Below are 16,837 nucleotides of genomic sequence, written 5' to 3' on the forward strand. Positions count from 1 at the left end.
TCTCCGTAGGATTTTTTCAGTTCCTTGATTTCTAAAATAGTTTCAGACATTTAATTCCTCCAATGTTTTTCTAGATGAGTAGATAGTTTGGAAATAGGGAAGCAAACTGCGAAATACAAGACTAGGATGGTTCCATAAATCCAAAAGGAAGCTGTTGGGATAGTCAAACGATTGCTATCAATGATTTGTTGTCCAACCTTGGTAACCTCAACAACCCCAATCAAGACAACTAAGGAAGTCGTTTTAATCATCCGAGTGACAAGATTGATGGCTTGCGGTAGAAGCCTTCTCAAGACTTGTGGGATGATGATATGGTAGTAGAGTTGCACTTTAGTTAAACCAAGCGCTTGTCCGCTCTCAAACTGATGTTTAGGCAAGGAAGTGATAGCGCCACGAACCAAGTCACCCATCTCAGCTGTTCCCCAAAGGGTGAAAACGATAATAGCAGAAGTCTCACCTGAGATATTGATATTAAAGTTTCGAGCCAAACCAAAGTAAACGATGAAGAGAAGCACCAGCTGGGGCATGATACGAATAAATTCTAGATATAAGCGTGTCAAAAAGCGAATCACTCTAGAATGAGAGGTCATGATAATTCCCATCACTGTTCCGAAAATCATGGATAAGAGGACAGACAGGATAGAAATCCCAATCGTGATGCCCAATCCCTGTAAGATTCTCAGGAGATTATTTCCCTGAAAGAGTACTTGCATTCCCGAATCCTGCATGACGGAGCCTCCTTTCTATCCAACTAAAGACTAGTGAAATAGGTAGAAGCATGATAAGGTAAGCAACCACCAACATGGCTAGGGCGATATCTGTCTCATAGTAGAGTCCTATCAAATCCTTAGCAACATACATAAGGTCAGCAAGGGCAACTGCTGAGAAGACAGATGTTTCCTTGATGAGGAAAATAACATTGGCACTAAAGGATGGTAGAGCAACCGCTGTTGCCTGTGGAAGAACCACGTAGCGAAAGACCTGAAAAGGTGTAAGACCAATGGCTAAACCAATCTCGTGCTGGGTTTGACTGACGGCTTCTAGCCCGCTTCGGAAGGATTCTGCCATATAGGAACCACCTAAGAAGATGAGCCCGACTGTTGCACAGACTTCTGAAGAAAGAACAATCCCTATTCGAGGTAGACCGAAGTAGAGAAAGAAAAGTTGTATCAAAAGGGGTGTATTTCGTGACAATTCTATATAGGCTGTTGCCAGTTGTGAGAAAACAGGAAGGCGGTAATGCCGGATGACGCTGACGATGAGTCCCAGCGAAAAAGAACCTAGAATTCCCCAAACTGCAATATGCAAGGTCAGAAAGAATGCCTTTTGATAGAGTGGTAGATATTGTTCAACAATGGACCAATCCAAAAGTAGAACCTCCCATCTAGGAAAATGATACAGTTATTGTAGCATTAAAAGAGAGCTTTGGATAATATGTATTTTTTATTGTGGTGATAAAAAATATTTATAGAGGCGATAAATTTTAAAAATGTGATTTTATGATTGACAAATGTAGATTATAGGTGTATAGTAATAATTGTGATTGACAAATGTAGATTTTAGAGGAGATAACCATGCAGATTTCAGATGCAGAATGGCAGGTCATGAAGATTATCTGGATGCAGGGCGAGCAGACTAGTACGGATCTGATAAAAGTATTAGAAAAAAGATTCAGCTGGTCTAAGTCCACGATCCAGACACTCTTGGCCCGTTTGGTGGAGAAAGAATGTTTGACTCGGGAAAAACAGGGCAAGTCCTTTGTCTATTCGGCCCTTTTAACGCTAGATGATAGTAGGGGCTTAATGGTTCAGGATATCAAAGACAAGCTTTGTTCCCGCAGAATAAAGCTCTTGCTAGCTGATTTGATTGAAGAATGTGACTTTACCCTAGCTGACTTGGAAGGTTTGGAAGAAGTGATTTCAAAGAAAAAAGCAAGTGCTGTAACAGAAGTAAGATGTAATTGTATGTAAAGGAGACGCTATGTTAAATCTATTTGTATCTATTGTTGTTTTAGGAATGATTGCTTTTATCCTCTTTTGGTTTTTCAAAAAACCGCAAGAAGATGCTAAGAGAGCCCAGCAAAAAAATGGCTATCAGGAGATTCGAGTGGAGGTCATGGGAGGATATACTCCAGAAACCATTATCCTCAAAAAATCGCAACCTGCTCGCATTATTTTTGATCGAAAAGATCCTTCACCCTGCTTGGACCAAATCGTTTTCCCAGACTTTGGAGTGCATGCAGATCTGCCTATGGGAGACCAATATGTGGTTGAAATCACACCTGAAGAAGCAGGTGAGTATGGTTTCTCTTGTGGCATGAATATGATGCACGGTAAGATGATTGTAGAATAGGAGAATGATATGACTGAAATTGTAAAAGCAAGTCTTGAAAATGGTGTTCAAAAAATCCGTATCACGGCAGACAAAGGCTACCATCCAGCCCATATTCAACTACAAAAAGGAATTCCTGCTGAGATTACCTTTCACCGTGTGACACCATCAAACTGTTATAAAGAAATTCTCTTCGAAGAAGAAGGAATTCTAGAACCAATCGCCCAAGATGAGGAAAAGATCATTCGTTTTACTCCTCAAGACTTGGGTGAGCACGAGTTTTCTTGTGGCATGAAGATGCAAAAGGGAACCTACACCGTTGTTGAAAAAACTAAAAAGTCTCTCAGTCTTTTTCAGCGTTTTTGGATTACTAGTATCTTTACTGTGCCTCTTGTGATTCTCATGATTGGGATGTCTACAGGAGGAATTAGTCACCAAGTCATGCGTTGGGGCACTTTTTTAGCCACAACACCCATTATGCTGGTAGCTGGAGTTCCATATATCAGAAGCGCCTGGGCTAGTTTTAAAAAGCACAATTCCAACATGGATACCTTGGTTGCTCTGGGAACCCTAGTGGCCTATTTCTATAGCTTAGTTGCCCTCTTCACTGGTCTGCCTGTTTACTTTGAAAGTGCTGCATTTATCCTCTTCTTCATTCTTTTGGGAGCAGTTTTTGAGGAAAAAATGCGAAAAAATACTTCGCAGGCAGTCGAAAAATTATTAGACCTACAAGCAAAAACAGCAGAGGTTTTGCGTGATGATGTTTATGTTCAAATACCTCTAGAACAAGTCAAAGTTGGGGATCTCATTCGCGTTCGACCAGGTGAAAAAATTGCCGTTGATGGGACTGTAATAGAAGGAGAAACTAGTATTGATGAATCAATGGTAACTGGGGAAAGTATTCCAGTCGATAAATCAGTTGGAGATGCTGTCATTGGTTCAACCATCAATAATAGTGGTACGATCATTTTTAGAGCTGAAAAAGTAGGTTCTGAAACCATGTTGGCTCAGATTGTAGACTTTGTGAAGAAAGCTCAAACCAGTCGTGCTCCGATTCAAGATTTGACAGACAAGATTTCTGGAATTTTCGTACCAGCAGTTGTCATTTTAGGACTCCTTACTTTTTGGATCTGGTTTGTTTTTCTTGGTGAAAGCTTTGTGACTTCCCTTCTTTACGGAGTTGCTGTCTTGATTATTGCTTGCCCTTGTGCTCTTGGACTTGCGACACCGACAGCACTTATGGTAGGAACAGGACGAAGTGCTAAGATGGGGGTTCTCCTCAAAAATGGTACAGTTTTACAGGAAATTCAAAAAGTTCAAACAGTTGTTTTTGATAAGACTGGAACCTTGACCGAAGGGAAGCCAGTAGTGACAGATGTTATTGGTGATGAAAGAGAAGTGATCAGCTTGGCTGCTTCACTGGAAGATGTATCTCAACACCCGCTAGCTCAAGCTATTGTTAATCGTGCATCTGAACTAGGAATTAGCCTTTACCCAGTGGAAAACTTCCAAGCCTTGCATGGAAAAGGTGTGACTGGGATTATTAATGGTAAACAAGTCTTGCTTGGGAATGCCAAACTTTTAGCTGATCTTGACATTCCGAGTGACTATCAAGAACGATTTGATTTACTTGAGAAAGAAGCAAAAACAGTTGTCTTCCTATCCGTGGATGGTCAGTTAAAAGGCTTAATTGCCTTGCAGGATGTCCCTAAGGAAAATGCTCGAGAAGCTATTGCCAAATTGAAAAAACGTGGTCTTAAAACTGTCATGCTTACCGGAGATAATGCTGGAGTAGCCCATGCGATTGCAGAGCAAATTGGAATCGAAGAAGTGATCGCAAATGTCTTGCCAGAGGAAAAGGCACATGAAATTCACAAGCTTCAAAAGAATGGGAAATTGGCCTTTGTTGGAGATGGGATCAATGATGCGCCGGCCCTCAGTGTAGCAGATGTCGGAATTGCTATGGGGTCTGGAACAGATATTGCCATTGAATCAGCAGATCTTGTCCTCACAACCAACAATTTACTAGGATTGGCGCGTGCTTTTGATATGAGTAAGAAGACCTTTAATCGTATTCTACTCAATCTTTTCTGGGCTTCTATCTATAACCTCATTGGTATTCCGATTGCAGCAGGAGTCTTTTCAGGGCTTGGTTTGGTGCTCAATCCAGAACTTGCAGGATTAGCCATGGCCTTTAGTTCAGTCTCTGTTCTAATCAGTTCTCTCATGCTTAATTTTACTAAAGTGGATTAAAAAGGCGGTCTTAACCGCTTTTTTGCTATTCTAAAACAGATTTTCAAAACGTTTTCAATCTGTACTGTAATAGAGAATGAAGTTTTCTGAGCACATTCTTATGAAACTATAAGTAAATGTGATAAATTAGGAGTGTAAATTTACTGAATCGTTTTCAAAAAACATATAAAAGCGCTTTTATTATTCATCAAATTAACTTTTAAGGAGAGTTATCATTATGACTCAAGGGAAAATTACTGCATCTGCAGCAATGCTTAACGTATTGAAAACATGGGGCGTAGACACTATCTACGGTATCCCATCAGGAACACTTAGCTCACTTATGGACGCTTTGGCTGAAGACAAAGATATCCGTTTCTTGCAAGTTCGCCACGAAGAAACAGGTGCTCTTGCAGCGGTTATGCAGGCTAAATTTGGCGGATCTATTGGTGTTGCAGTTGGTTCAGGTGGTCCAGGTGCGACTCACTTGATCAACGGTGTTTACGATGCAGCTATGGATAACACTCCATTCCTTGCTATCCTTGGATCACGTCCTGTTAATGAATTAAACATGGATGCTTTCCAAGAATTAAACCAAAACCCAATGTACAACGGTATCGCTGTTTACAACAAACGTGTAGCTTACGCAGAGCAATTACCAAAAGTTATCGACGAAGCTTGCCGTGCTGCCGTTTCTAAAAAAGGTCCAGCCGTTGTTGAAATTCCAGTAAACTTTGGTTTCCAAGAAATCGACGAAAACTCATACTACGGTTCAGGTTCATACGAACGTTCATTCATCGCTCCTGCTTTGAACGAAGTTGAAATTGACAAAGCAGTTGAAATCTTGAACAATGCTGAACGTCCAGTTATCTATGCTGGTTACGGTGGTGTTAAAGCTGGTGAAGTGATTACTGAATTGTCACGTAAAATCAAAGCACCAATCATCACAACTGGTAAAAACTTTGAAGCTTTTGAATGGAACTACGAAGGTTTGACAGGTTCTGCTTACCGTGTTGGTTGGAAACCAGCCAACGAAGTTGTCTTTGAAGCAGACACAGTTCTTTTCCTTGGTTCAAACTTCCCATTTGCTGAAGTTTACGAAGCATTCAAGAATACTGAAAAATTCATCCAAGTCGATATCGACCCTTACAAACTTGGTAAACGTCATGCTCTAGACGCTTCAATCCTTGGTGATGCAGGTCAAGCAGCGAAAGCAATCCTTGACAAAGTGAATCCAGTTGAATCTACTCCATGGTGGCGTGCAAACGTTAAGAATAACCAAAACTGGCGTGATTACATGAACAAGCTCGAAGGTAAAACTGAGGGTGAATTGCAATTGTATCAAGTTTACAATGCAATCAACAAACATGCTGATCAAGACGCTATCTATTCAATCGACGTAGGTGACACTACTCAAACATCTACTCGTCACCTTCACATGACACCTAAGAACATGTGGCGTACATCTCCACTCTTTGCGACAATGGGTATTGCCCTTCCTGGAGGTATCGCTGCTAAGAAAGACAATCCAGATCGCCAAGTATGGAACATTATGGGTGACGGAGCTTTCAACATGTGCTACCCAGACGTTATCACAAACGTTCAATACGACCTTCCAGTTATCAACGTTGTCTTCTCAAATGGTAAATATGCCTTCATCAAGGACAAATACGAAGACACAAACAAACACTTGTTTGGTTGTGACTTCCCTAATGCTGACTATGCGAAAATCGCTGAAGCTCAAGGAGCTATTGGATTTACAGTTGACCGTATCGAAGACATCGACGCAGTTGTTGCAGAAGCTGTTAAACTCAACAAAGAAGGTAAAACTGTTGTTATCGATGCTCACATTACTCCACACCGTCCACTTCCAGTAGAAGTACTTGAGTTGGATCCAAAACAACACTCAGAAGAAGCAATCAAAGCCTTTAAGGAAAAATACGAAGCAGAAGAACTTGTACCATTCCGCCTCTTCTTGGAAGAAGAAGGATTGCAATCACGCGCAATCAAATAATTCCTCTCGTCGAAAATCAAAGATAAATTTGTAGACTTCTTTATTAGGTTACTGCCGACGATTCCATCATTGAAACCATAAATTTCAATGATGGAATCTAGTGTGGAGCCTAGAAAAAGTCCCAAAGGATTTTTCGTAGTTTGATGAGCAAAGATTTGCCATCAAACTTGGTTCCACCTTGTTTATTCTTTGATTTTCTTTGAGCAGAACTTGAAAAGATCGGAGCAATCCGGTCTTTTTATGGAGGATAGTAAATGAATTTAAATCAATTGGATATTATTGTTTCAAATGTTCCCCAAGTCTGTGCTGACTTAGAGCATATTTTGGATAAGAAGGCAGACTATGTTGATGATGGTTTTGCTCAGTTCACGATTGGCAGTCACTGCCTCATGTTATCCCAAAACAATTTGATACCTTTGGAAAATTTTCAGTCAGGAATCATTTTACACATTGAAGTTGAAGATTTGGAACAGAATCAAAAGCGTGTGAAAGAATTAGGGATTGAGATTTTACATGGGCCAGTTGTAACTGATTGGGGAACCGAATCCCTGCTAGTAAGTGGCCCTGCTGGTCTAGTGATTGATTTTTATCTTATGAAATAGGACGCTTAGCCATTTGAAGTTAACCATAATGATTCTTAAAAAAGAATGTGCGAATATGAACTATTGAAAGATCGGAGCAACCCGATCTTTTTCTTTTGTGTCTTTTCTGTTAAAATAGATTCATTAGGATATTTGAAGGAGAAAATGATGCCAACTACTTTCTTTCTATTATTTGGTTTGATGATGTTAGGCTTTGCTGCTTTTACCTATTTTATTTTTGACTTTTTTATCTTGAGTAATTATAGAAATGCCAAGAGATGTACGGAAAAAACCGAAGGAGTTATTATTAGATACTCTTATGCTCTTTATAACGGGATAAACCTCCCTGTGGTTGAGTATACTGTTGACGGGAACCAATACAAGGTTGTAGGTCCAAAATTTCTTATGGCTATATCAAATACAATCAGTACTCCCTTGGGCTCGGTTGTCTCTGATGTAAAAATGGATAATCTCGAAGATGGTGAGATTCCTCAGATTTTAAGATACAAAGTTAAGGGGAATAGTTTTTTGTCTTATACAAAATCTCCACTTAAGGAACGCTTTCCAATTGGTGGAAAAGTTGCTGTTTATTATGATCCTAAAAAACCAAAACATTCCTATGTAGAAAGACCACTAAGACCTGGGCGATATGCATGGTTGGCAAAATGTTTTATCTATCTTAATGTTTGTATTATGGTTGCTCTAGCTTTCTTTATCATGTTCATTCTTCCAAATCTTATGAAATAAAGCAGTTTTGTATACAAATTTCAACTACCCTATTTGGCTTCTATGTTCATCGTAGAAGCTTTTTTGTAAAGAAAATGCTTTTCTTAAAACATTTTTTGGAGCTATTTCAGCTTTATTTAAATGTTTGATAGTATAATAGTAGTACTAAATCATGTGAGGTAAAGTGATGACAGAAATACTACAATTTCCAGAGGGTTTCCTCTGGGGTGGTGCTACGGCAGCTAATCAATGTGAGGGAGCTTATAATCTAGATGGTCGAGGTCTGGCTAATGTCGATGTGGTACCGATTGGACCTGACCGTGAAGCCATAATCACAGGTCAGAAAAAGATGTTCTCGTTTGAGGAGGGCTATTTTTACCCAGCAAAAGAAGCCATTGATATGTACCATCATTACAAGGAAGATATTGCCCTTTTTGCGGAAATGGGCTTTAAGACTTATCGACTTTCCATTGCTTGGACAAGAATATTCCCCAAAGGAGATGAAGCAGAGCCAAATGAAGCTGGTCTAGCCTTTTATGAAGACTTGTTTAAGGAGTGCCACAAGTATGGGATCCAACCTCTGGTAACCATCACGCATTTTGACTGCCCCATGCACTTAATTACTGAGTATGGTGGTTGGCGCAATCGTCGTATGTTGGACTTCTATGAGAATCTCTGTCGTACACTTTTTACCCGTTACAAGGGCTTGGTCAAATACTGGCTAACATTTAATGAAATTAATATGATTCTTCATGCCCCCTTTATGGGAGCTGGTCTCTGTTTCGAAGAAGGTGAAATTCAAGAACAAGTCAAATACCAAGCAGCTCACCATGAGTTGGTAGCTTCAGCTCTGGCGACTAAGCTTGCCCACGAAATTGACCCAGAAAACAAGGTTGGATGTATGTTGGCAGCAGGGCAGTATTATCCTAACACAGCCCATCCGAGAGACTACTGGGCTGCTATGGAGGAAGATCGCAAGAGTTACTTTTTCATTGATGTTCAAGCGCGTGGGGAATACCCAAGCTACGCTAAGAAGCAGTGGGAGCGTGAAGGAATTGAGATTGAAATGACGGCAGAGGATCTAGATTTGTTGAAGAATTACACTGTTGACTTTGTTTCCTTCTCTTACTATGCAAGTCGAGTGGCCTCAGGTGATCCAGAAGTTAAAGAATTAACAGCTGGAAATGTTTTTGCCTCTCTCAAAAATCCCTATCTAGAATCCTCAGAATGGGGATGGCAGATTGACCCACTTGGGCTTCGAATCACCCTCAATGCCATCTGGGATCGTTACCAAAAGCCCATGTTCATCGTAGAGAATGGCCTCGGTGCTATTGATACACCGGATGAGAATGGTTATGTAGCAGATGACTATAGGATTGCTTATCTAGAGGCCCACATCAAGGCTATGCGAGATGCCATATGCCAAGATGGAGTAGACTTGCTTGGTTATACAACTTGGGGTTGTATCGATCTAGTTTCAGCTGGAACAGGCGAAATGAACAAACGCTATGGCTTTATCTATGTGGATCGTGATAATGAAGGTCATGGAAGTCTCAAACGTAGCAAGAAGAAGTCCTTCTACTGGTACAAGGAGGTCATTGCCAGTAATGGTGCAAGCATTGAGTAGAACACATTTATTCACTATTTTTACAAAATCTTCTCCCTTCTTTATAAGATAGAAAAAAGAGTTCAATTAGGACTCTTTTTTTGCTATAATGAGGGTGAAAAATCAGACAGGAGATGAAACATGTCAGAACCATTATTTTTAAATTCCGTAATGCAAGAAAAAATCTGGGGTGGGACTAAACTTCGTGATGAGTTTGGCTACGACATTCCAAGCGAAAAAATCGGAGAATATTGGGCAATTTCAGCTCACCCCAATGGTGTTTCCAAGGTAGCCAATGGTCGCTTTGAGGGAATCGACTTAGCTACTTTGTATGCGGAACACCGTGAGTTATTTGGTAACCGTCCAGAGCCAGTATTTCCGCTTTTAACAAAAATCCTTGATGCCAATGACTGGCTCAGTGTTCAAGTTCACCCAGATGATGCTTATGGCCTAGAACATGAGGGCGAACTCGGAAAAACAGAATGTTGGTACATTATTGCTGCAGATGAGGGTTCAGAAATTATTTACGGCCATAACGCTAAGTCAAAAGAAGAACTCCGCCAGCAAATCGAAGATAAAAACTGGGATGCCTTGTTAACAAAAGTTCCTGTAAAAGCTGGAGATTTCTTCTATGTTCCAAGTGGAACCATGCATGCTATTGGAGCAGGTATCTTGATCCTTGAAACGCAACAGTCTAGTGATACAACCTACCGTGTCTATGACTTTGACCGTAAGGATGATAATGGTAACTTGCGCGAGCTTCATCTTGAAAAATCCATCGATGTTCTAAATATTGGTGAGCCTGCTAACAGCCGTCCTGTAACCGTCAAAGCAGATGATTTGCGTTCAACTCTCCTTGTATCCAATGAATTCTTCGCAGTTTACAAGTGGGAAATCACTGGAAAAGTTGACTTTGAAAAGACAGCTGACTATAGCTTATTGAGTGTCTTAGCTGGTCAAGGGAAACTAACTGTGGACAGTAAAGATTATCCAATTCAAAAAGGTAGCCACTTTATTTTACCAAGTGATGTTGAAACTTGGACACTTGAAGGACAAGATTTGGAATTGATTGTTAGCCATCCGTAAAAAGAAAGGACCTGAGTTCATTACTCAAGTCCTTTTTATAGTTACATAGACTGGGCGATAAAGACCACGATGATAATGATTGGGATGATAAAACGAAGAAGGAAGAGCCAGACTTGGAAAAGTCCTTGTTTCCACGGTGTTTCATCAAGATGGAGTTCCTCCATAGCCAATGCTTTTTTGAAAATATATCCTGTAAAGAGAGACAAGCAGAGGGCACCAAAGGGCATGAGGAGATTAGAAACCAAGAAGTCCATGGCATCAAAGAAGGTCTTTCCAAAGATTTGAACGTCTGCCATGACTCCGTAGGATAGGGCTGAAGGGATACCAAATACAAAAGTCAAAACCCCTAAAATCATACTCCACTTAGTACGTCTACGATTGTCTTGGTTGGTGATGTTGCCTACATTGATTTCCAGCATTACGACAGAAGAAGTGACTGTCGCAAAGAGGAAAAGCAATAGGAAAAGGATGTAGAAAATACTTCCAAAAGGCATCTTGTCAAAGAGTTGAGGCAAGACAATAAAGAGGAGACTTGGACCACCTTCAGACTGGATGTTAAAGGCTGACATAGCTGGGAAAATAGCTAATCCTGCCATGATGGATACAGAGATGTTCATGGCAACGATGGACATACCTGATTGGACCAGATTGGTTGTCTTATCCAAGTAAGAAGCATAGGTCAACATGGCAGTAACACCGAGCGATAGTGCAAAGAAAGATTGTCCCAGAGCATAGAGGAGTCCGGCGCTTGTCAGTTTTGAAAAGTCAGGTTTGAGGAAGTAAACCACACCCTCCATGGCATTAGGCAAGCTGAGAGAGCGCCCGATGATAATGACAAAGATGATAAAGAGCAGGGGCATCATAACTTTCGATGCTCTTTCAATCCCTTTTTGAACTCCCTTAGATACGATAAAGATGTTGAGGAAGATGAAGAGGGCTTGGGAACCGAGAGCAATCCATGGATTTGAAATAATGTCTGTGAAGAGCTGGGCATAATCACTGCTAATCCCAACTTGGAAGGCTTTAGCAATAGCGATACCTAGATAGACTAAAACCCATCCTCCAATAACACTATAAAATGAGAGAAGGATGAAAAGGGCAAAGGCGCCAATCCAACCAATAAAATTGTATTTATGATTGTTTCCAAGCTTACCAAAGGTTTTGATTGCTGATACGCCAGCGCTCCGACCAAGGGCAAACTCCGCCAGCAAAAGCGGGAAACCAATTAAAATCGTTGAGATGAGAAAGACCAGTAAAAATCCTCCTCCACCATTGGCAGCGGTCATATAAGGGAATTTCCAAACGGCCCCAAGACCAATAGCAGAACCAGCAGACGCAAGGATGAAGCCCAGTTTCGAGCCCCATTGCGATTTTTCAGACATAGTAAAACTCCGATCTATTTTTTAAAATAAGAAAAGGCTACTTGAGTTGTCAAATAGCCTTCTCTCAATGACTCTTTATGAGCTTTTTATTTGATTGATAGACTTGATTATCCTATCATGATTTTTGAAGTCTGTCAAGAAAATCAATTTTACGTTTTCATAAATCTTAATAAAATACTTGACTCTCCCCAAAGGGGAGGGTATATACTATTTATGTGAGGAGGAAATCATGTACCATATCAAAGAAGCTGCGCAGCTTTCAGGCGTTTCTATCAAAACACTTTACCATTATGATAAGATAGGACTCTTGGTCCCATTAAAGTCAGAAAATGGCTATCGAACCTACAGTCAAGAAGATTTAGAACGACTTCAGGTTATCCTTTATTACAAGTATCTAGGCTTTTCTTTAGAAAAAATAGCAGAGCTATTGAAGGAAGAAAAGATGAACTTGTTACCACATTTGACGAGACAGTTGGATTACCTGACTCGAGAAAGACAACATTTGGATACCTTAATTTCAACCTTACAAAAAACCATTCAAGAACAAAAAGGAGAAATAAAAATGACCATTCAAGAAAAATTCACTGGATTTAGCTATCAAGACAATCAAAAATACCACCAAGAGGCGGTAGAAAAATATGGCTAGGAAGTCATGGACCAGGCTCTCGAGCGTCAAAAAGGACGAGAGGATGAAGCTACAACAGCCTTTAATCAAGTCTTTCAAGCCTTGGCTCAAAATCTACAATCTGGTCTGCCGATAACAGCATCTGAAAACCAAGAGGAAGCAGCCAAGCTCTTGCAAGCCATTCGTACCTATGGATTTGACTGCTCTATGGAAGTCTTCGGTCATATCGGCCAAGGCTATGTCTATAATCCAGAGTTTAAGGAAAATATTGACAAATTTGGCCCAGGGACAGCTCAGTACACATCAGATGTTATTGCCCACTATGTAAGCACACAAACTCGATAAAACTCAAAGACTAAGCTAGCACTGACAAAGCCAGTAACAGAATTTTAATTGGAGGACACAGACCTAGCTTGAAGATTAGACAAGCTAAAAATCGGCGGAGTAATCTCTGCCGATTTACTGTTATTTGAGTTGGTAAGACCAGTCTTCATCATCCTTGTAGTAAAAGAACTCACTGAGATTTTCTTCCAAAAAAACACGAAGCATATCAGACATATCCTCAGTAGCCAGTTTAAGATGAGATAGATTTTCAAAATCCTCCCACCAGACTTTTCCTTCGTCTGAAGATTGGAGCTCCCCAGTAAAGTGTTCAGTTTTGTAAAAGAGGACAACATAGCGATAATCTGCATCATCATACCAATCTTTGATACCGCAGAGTTGGGGTTTAGAAATGGTCAGACCAGTTTCTTCTTTCACTTCACGAATGACAGCATCGACAAAGGATTCGTCACGTTCAACATGGCCACCAGGAAAAGTAATGCCAGGCCAGTTAGGACTAACTCGATCTTGAACCAAAACCTTGTCCCCATTTTTAATCATACACATGTTGACAAATTCGACTGATTCTCTTCTAATCATCTTATTTTTCCTATTTTGTTAGTAATTTTTCTACCACGTTTAACTTTCGCATGGTCAGATCAACGCCGAACAGCTTTTCAAGATAGTTGGTATTAAGCTTTTTTCGTTTTGCAGTTCTAGGGAGATAGAGGTAAAGACAATGGTTGCCGATACAAATTTCTTCTTCACCATAGTCACTATCCAATTTTTCAAATGGTAGACTTTGGATAGCATTCTGGAAAAGAATTATATGTATACGGTCATAAAGATAGTGTTCTCCAAACGGATTTTCTTGGACAATTTTTGTAAAATCACTCTTATTTTTAATAACCATTTTCAAGTCGGCTCCAATTTTTTCTTTTATTAGAGTATGGACTTGTTCTCGTATTTCTTCTATGGCTAAGTCGCTTTCAAGAATAATATTTCCACTTTGAATATAAGTTCGAACGTGTTGAAAACCAGCCTCTGTTAAGATATCTACCAGATAAGACATTTTAGGGATAGCATTTTGTCCATTCGGTGTAACACCTCTCAGTAAAATAATATGTTCCAAAATAGCTCCTTTCTTATCCAATATCTTTAGATACTATATCATTTATAGTTCTAGTTTGAGCCTGCCACCCAGCCGGTGCAGAGGGCGGAAGTGATGTTAAATCCCCCCGTATGGGCATTGATATCTAGTACTTCGCCAGCAAAGTGGAGTCCAGGCACTAGCTTACTTTCCAGCGTTTTAGGATTGATTTCCTTGAGACTAACGCCACCTTTGGTGACAAAGGATTTAGCCAATGACATTTTGCCAGTTACAGGGATTTTAAGAGCCTTGATGGACTGGACAAGTTGGTTGCGTTCCTTTTCTGTTAGTTGTTTGACTTTTTCAGGATATCCTTGCACAAAAAATTCTGCCAAGCGTTCAGGGAGCAAGGCTTTTAAGGCATTTTTCAAGGATTTTTCACGGTTCTCTTCTAAAAAGTCAACTAATTCTCTCTCAGAAAGTTGTGGCAAGACATCTAGAGAGAGAATTTCCCCACCCTTGACAAAGCTAGACATGCGTAGTGCAGCAGGACCTGACAAACCAAAGTGGGTAAAGAGCAGGTCATGGGTGATGACGTGCTTACCATAGCTTAGGGTTACATCGTCTAGGGAAATTCCCTGCAAGGCCTTATGCGGGAAATCAGTCAACAATGGACTTTCAGCAGCTTCGAGTTCGGTAATAGTGTGTTTGAAATGTCGGGCGATTTCATGACCAAAGCCAGTAGAGCCAGTAGAAGGATAGGATTTTCCACCTGTTGTGACAATGAGTTTATCACAAGTGAAGGTTTGGTCTGTAGACTTAAGGACAAACTGGTCATCTACCTTTTTGACCGAAACAATCTCTGTTTGAGTGGCAATTTGCCCACCTAGCTCCATGATTTTCTTTTCCAGTGCTTCGATAATGGTTCGAGATTTGTCGCTGGCTGGAAAGACGCGACCATGGTCTTCGACCTTGAGTTTTACGCCATTTTCCGTAAAAAAGTTGATGATATCATGGTTATCAAACTGGGAGAAGACGCTGTAAAGAAAGCGCCCATTTCCAGGGATTCCAGCTAATAGGTCATCTAGAGTTCCATTGTTGGTCACGTTACAGCGACCACCACCAGTACCAGCTAATTTTTTTCCGAGTTTTCGATTTTTTTCGATGAGAAGGGTTTTCTGCCCATAAAAGCTACTGGAAATGGTAGCCATCATACCAGCAGGGCCTCCCCCAATTACAATAGTGTCAAAATGTTTCATAAAAGTATTGTACCATAAAAAAACAAGAGATGATAAGTCATCTCTTGTTTGATTTATTAGTCAATTTCATATCCCATGAGGAGTCCACCTTCTTCTGCATAAAAACTGCAGAGTCCAGAGGTTGGGATAATCTTGATTTCAGCTTGTGGGAATTTTTTACGCAAGAGTTCTGAGAGTTGTTGGCAGAATTTATCATTACTGCGGTGAGCCATGACGATATGCCCACCAGCGTAGCCAGCCTTGATTAACTCTTCATAAGCAGCTTGGAGGGACTTCTTAGCACCACGAGCCTTTTGTAGGAGTTCCAAGGTTCCAGTTTCACTTGCTTCCCCGACCATACGAATATTAAGGAGCCCAACAACTGTACCGATCAGCTTACTCAAGCGACCATTCTTAACAAGGTTATCAACCTTAGCAAGAACGAACAATAACTTAGTTTTTTCTTGGTAAGCAGTAATAGCATTAACCACTTCTTCAAAAGAAAGTCCTTGGTCAATCAAATCATTGATTTTCTCAACGATTAGATCAACTTCCCCACCAGCAGACAAGCTGTCAATAACATGAATCTGAGTATCAGGATGTTCTTCGAGATAGAGATTCTTAGCTAATTGAGCGCTGTTTTGACTACCAGAAAGAGTTCCAGTAATGGTCACTACAAAAATATGTTTTGCCCCTTCAAATGCTCGCAAGTAATCATCAGGGCTAGGACAAGCTGATTTTGAAGCTTCAGAAGTTGCATACATGGTTTCCATCATTTTGTCAATATCAAGACTAGCATCGTCAATAAAGACTTGATCAGCTACTTGAATGGTTAAGGGAACATTGATGAATTCAGTATCAATTGCTGGATTTGCCAGTTGACGATAATCACAACCAGAGTCAGCTACAATCTTCCAAGTCATAGAAATTCTCCATCTTTATCACTTATACATTGACAAAGGTTCTGTCTTTTTTTACAATTATATCATGAAAAATCTTAAAACAAAAGTCTCGTCACTCTGTTGTCACAAGTAGAAAGGAAGTGTTATGGCCGAACGAAGAATTTCTGAAAATTCACTTGAAAATCTCAGAAAATCAAACAAAGAATCCAATTTACTGACCAGAGAAGCTATCGAAACAGCTCTTTTGCAACTTTTGGAGAAAAAGGAGTTGACAAAGATTAGCATTTCCGAATTGGTAAAAAGAGCTGGGGTCTCCCGTGCAGCCTTTTATCGAAACTATGACTCCAAAGAAGAGATTTTAGAAAGCGTCTTTAAACGCAGTGTCCATAATATCATGGAGCAGCTCAGTCATTATGATGTCAAAACAGATCTCTATCTGGTTTGGGTTCATCTCTTTCGTGAAGCCAGAAAAGAAGCCAAGGTTATTCAGCTTGCCTTGGACTACCACTTGGAAAAAATCTTTGTGCAAGCCATGCAAGAGTTTTTAGAAAAATACTATGGAAAATCAAAAGGAGTCAGCTCTTACCTGCATTCTTTTTGGAGTTCTGCCATCGTATCAGTTTTGCTTAAATGGATCAAGGATGGAATGAAGGTTCCTGCTGAAAAAATCGCAGATTTACGCCTACCATTTTTCAAAAAATAG

At 40.2% G+C, this 16,837-nt stretch carries 16 protein-coding genes and 1 pseudogene; 10 read left to right on the forward strand and 7 right to left on the reverse strand.

Annotation, left to right across the window (positions count from 1 at the left end; genetic code table 11):
* Positions 1-50: 50 nt before the first annotated feature.
* Both SINDD18_RS01370 and SINDD18_RS01375 read right to left on the reverse strand, forming a co-directional pair.
* The gene (locus SINDD18_RS01370; RefSeq protein WP_061862824.1) at positions 51-728 is read right to left on the reverse strand and encodes an amino acid ABC transporter permease; all 678 of its coding nucleotides are present in this window, start codon (positions 726-728) and stop codon (positions 51-53) included.
* A complete protein-coding gene (locus SINDD18_RS01375; RefSeq protein WP_061862825.1) occupies positions 688-1,368 on the reverse strand; it encodes an amino acid ABC transporter permease in 681 nt (226 codons plus the stop codon). Before SINDD18_RS01375 ends, SINDD18_RS01370 begins: the two co-directional genes overlap by 41 nt.
* A 206-nt stretch (positions 1,369-1,574) precedes the next feature.
* Here SINDD18_RS01375 and SINDD18_RS01380 point away from each other — a divergent pair, with 206 nt between their 5' ends.
* The 8 genes from SINDD18_RS01380 to manA all read left to right on the forward strand — a co-directional run bounded on the left by SINDD18_RS01380 (position 1,575) and on the right by manA (position 10,576).
* Entirely contained in the window at positions 1,575-1,970 is a 396-nt protein-coding gene (locus SINDD18_RS01380; protein ID WP_045763230.1) for a CopY/TcrY family copper transport repressor, read from the forward strand.
* Between the two features lie 10 nt (positions 1,971-1,980).
* Positions 1,981-2,352, forward strand: a complete 372-nt coding sequence (locus SINDD18_RS01385; RefSeq protein ID WP_000933322.1) for a cupredoxin domain-containing protein — start codon at positions 1,981-1,983, stop codon at positions 2,350-2,352.
* Between the two features lie 9 nt (positions 2,353-2,361).
* Entirely contained in the window at positions 2,362-4,584 is a 2,223-nt protein-coding gene (locus tag SINDD18_RS01390) for a heavy metal translocating P-type ATPase (protein WP_061862826.1), read from the forward strand.
* 217 nt (positions 4,585-4,801) lie between these two features.
* Positions 4,802-6,577, forward strand: a complete 1,776-nt coding sequence (gene spxB, locus SINDD18_RS01395; protein ID WP_048688661.1) for a pyruvate oxidase — start codon at positions 4,802-4,804, stop codon at positions 6,575-6,577.
* A gap of 254 nt (positions 6,578-6,831) precedes the next feature.
* Entirely contained in the window at positions 6,832-7,179 is a 348-nt protein-coding gene (locus SINDD18_RS01400) for a VOC family protein (RefSeq protein ID WP_061862827.1), read from the forward strand.
* Positions 7,180-7,224: 45 nt separating this feature from the next.
* Positions 7,225-7,905, forward strand: a complete 681-nt coding sequence (locus SINDD18_RS01405; RefSeq protein WP_241497303.1) for a DUF3592 domain-containing protein — start codon at positions 7,225-7,227, stop codon at positions 7,903-7,905.
* A gap of 166 nt (positions 7,906-8,071) precedes the next feature.
* Positions 8,072-9,511, forward strand: a complete 1,440-nt coding sequence (locus SINDD18_RS01410) for a 6-phospho-beta-glucosidase (protein ID WP_061862829.1) — start codon at positions 8,072-8,074, stop codon at positions 9,509-9,511.
* Positions 9,512-9,631: 120 nt separating this feature from the next.
* Positions 9,632-10,576: a mannose-6-phosphate isomerase, class I gene (gene manA, locus SINDD18_RS01415; RefSeq protein ID WP_061862830.1), complete on the forward strand. Its 945-nt coding sequence runs from the start codon at positions 9,632-9,634 to the stop codon at positions 10,574-10,576.
* A gap of 41 nt (positions 10,577-10,617) precedes the next feature.
* Here the strand turns inward: manA and SINDD18_RS01420 are convergent, their stop codons facing one another.
* Positions 10,618-11,958 carry a sodium-dependent transporter gene (locus SINDD18_RS01420; protein ID WP_061862831.1) on the reverse strand — a complete coding sequence of 447 codons (1,341 nt, stop codon included), beginning with the start codon at positions 11,956-11,958 and terminating at the stop codon, positions 10,618-10,620.
* 229 nt (positions 11,959-12,187) lie between these two features.
* Here SINDD18_RS01420 and SINDD18_RS01425 point away from each other — a divergent pair.
* Positions 12,188-12,928, forward strand: a pseudogene (locus SINDD18_RS01425) (MerR family transcriptional regulator).
* A gap of 120 nt (positions 12,929-13,048) precedes the next feature.
* Here SINDD18_RS01425 and SINDD18_RS01430 read toward each other — a convergent pair.
* Genes SINDD18_RS01430 through SINDD18_RS01445 form a run of 4 tightly spaced genes read right to left on the reverse strand, consistent with a single transcriptional unit; the run spans position 13,049 to position 16,155 of the window.
* The gene (locus SINDD18_RS01430; RefSeq protein ID WP_061862832.1) at positions 13,049-13,504 is read right to left on the reverse strand and encodes an 8-oxo-dGTP diphosphatase; all 456 of its coding nucleotides are present in this window, start codon (positions 13,502-13,504) and stop codon (positions 13,049-13,051) included.
* A 10-nt stretch (positions 13,505-13,514) separates the two neighbouring features.
* Positions 13,515-14,036: a DUF1697 domain-containing protein gene (locus SINDD18_RS01435; protein WP_061862833.1), complete on the reverse strand. Its 522-nt coding sequence runs from the start codon at positions 14,034-14,036 to the stop codon at positions 13,515-13,517.
* 50 nt (positions 14,037-14,086) lie between these two features.
* Complete coding sequence (locus tag SINDD18_RS01440) at positions 14,087-15,253, reverse strand: NAD(P)/FAD-dependent oxidoreductase (RefSeq protein WP_061862834.1); 1,167 nt, start codon at positions 15,251-15,253, stop codon at positions 14,087-14,089.
* 56 nt (positions 15,254-15,309) lie between these two features.
* Positions 15,310-16,155 (reverse strand): DegV family protein, encoded by an 846-nt coding sequence (locus SINDD18_RS01445; RefSeq protein WP_061862835.1) that lies wholly within the window; start codon positions 16,153-16,155, stop codon positions 15,310-15,312.
* 124 nt (positions 16,156-16,279) lie between these two features.
* Here SINDD18_RS01445 and SINDD18_RS01450 point away from each other — a divergent pair, with 124 nt between their 5' ends.
* A complete protein-coding gene (locus SINDD18_RS01450) occupies positions 16,280-16,837 on the forward strand; it encodes a TetR/AcrR family transcriptional regulator (RefSeq protein WP_000840874.1) in 558 nt (185 codons plus the stop codon).

This window comes from Streptococcus infantis (assembly GCF_001579645.1).
GTDB classification, from domain to species: Bacteria; Bacillota; Bacilli; order Lactobacillales; family Streptococcaceae; genus Streptococcus; species Streptococcus infantis_E.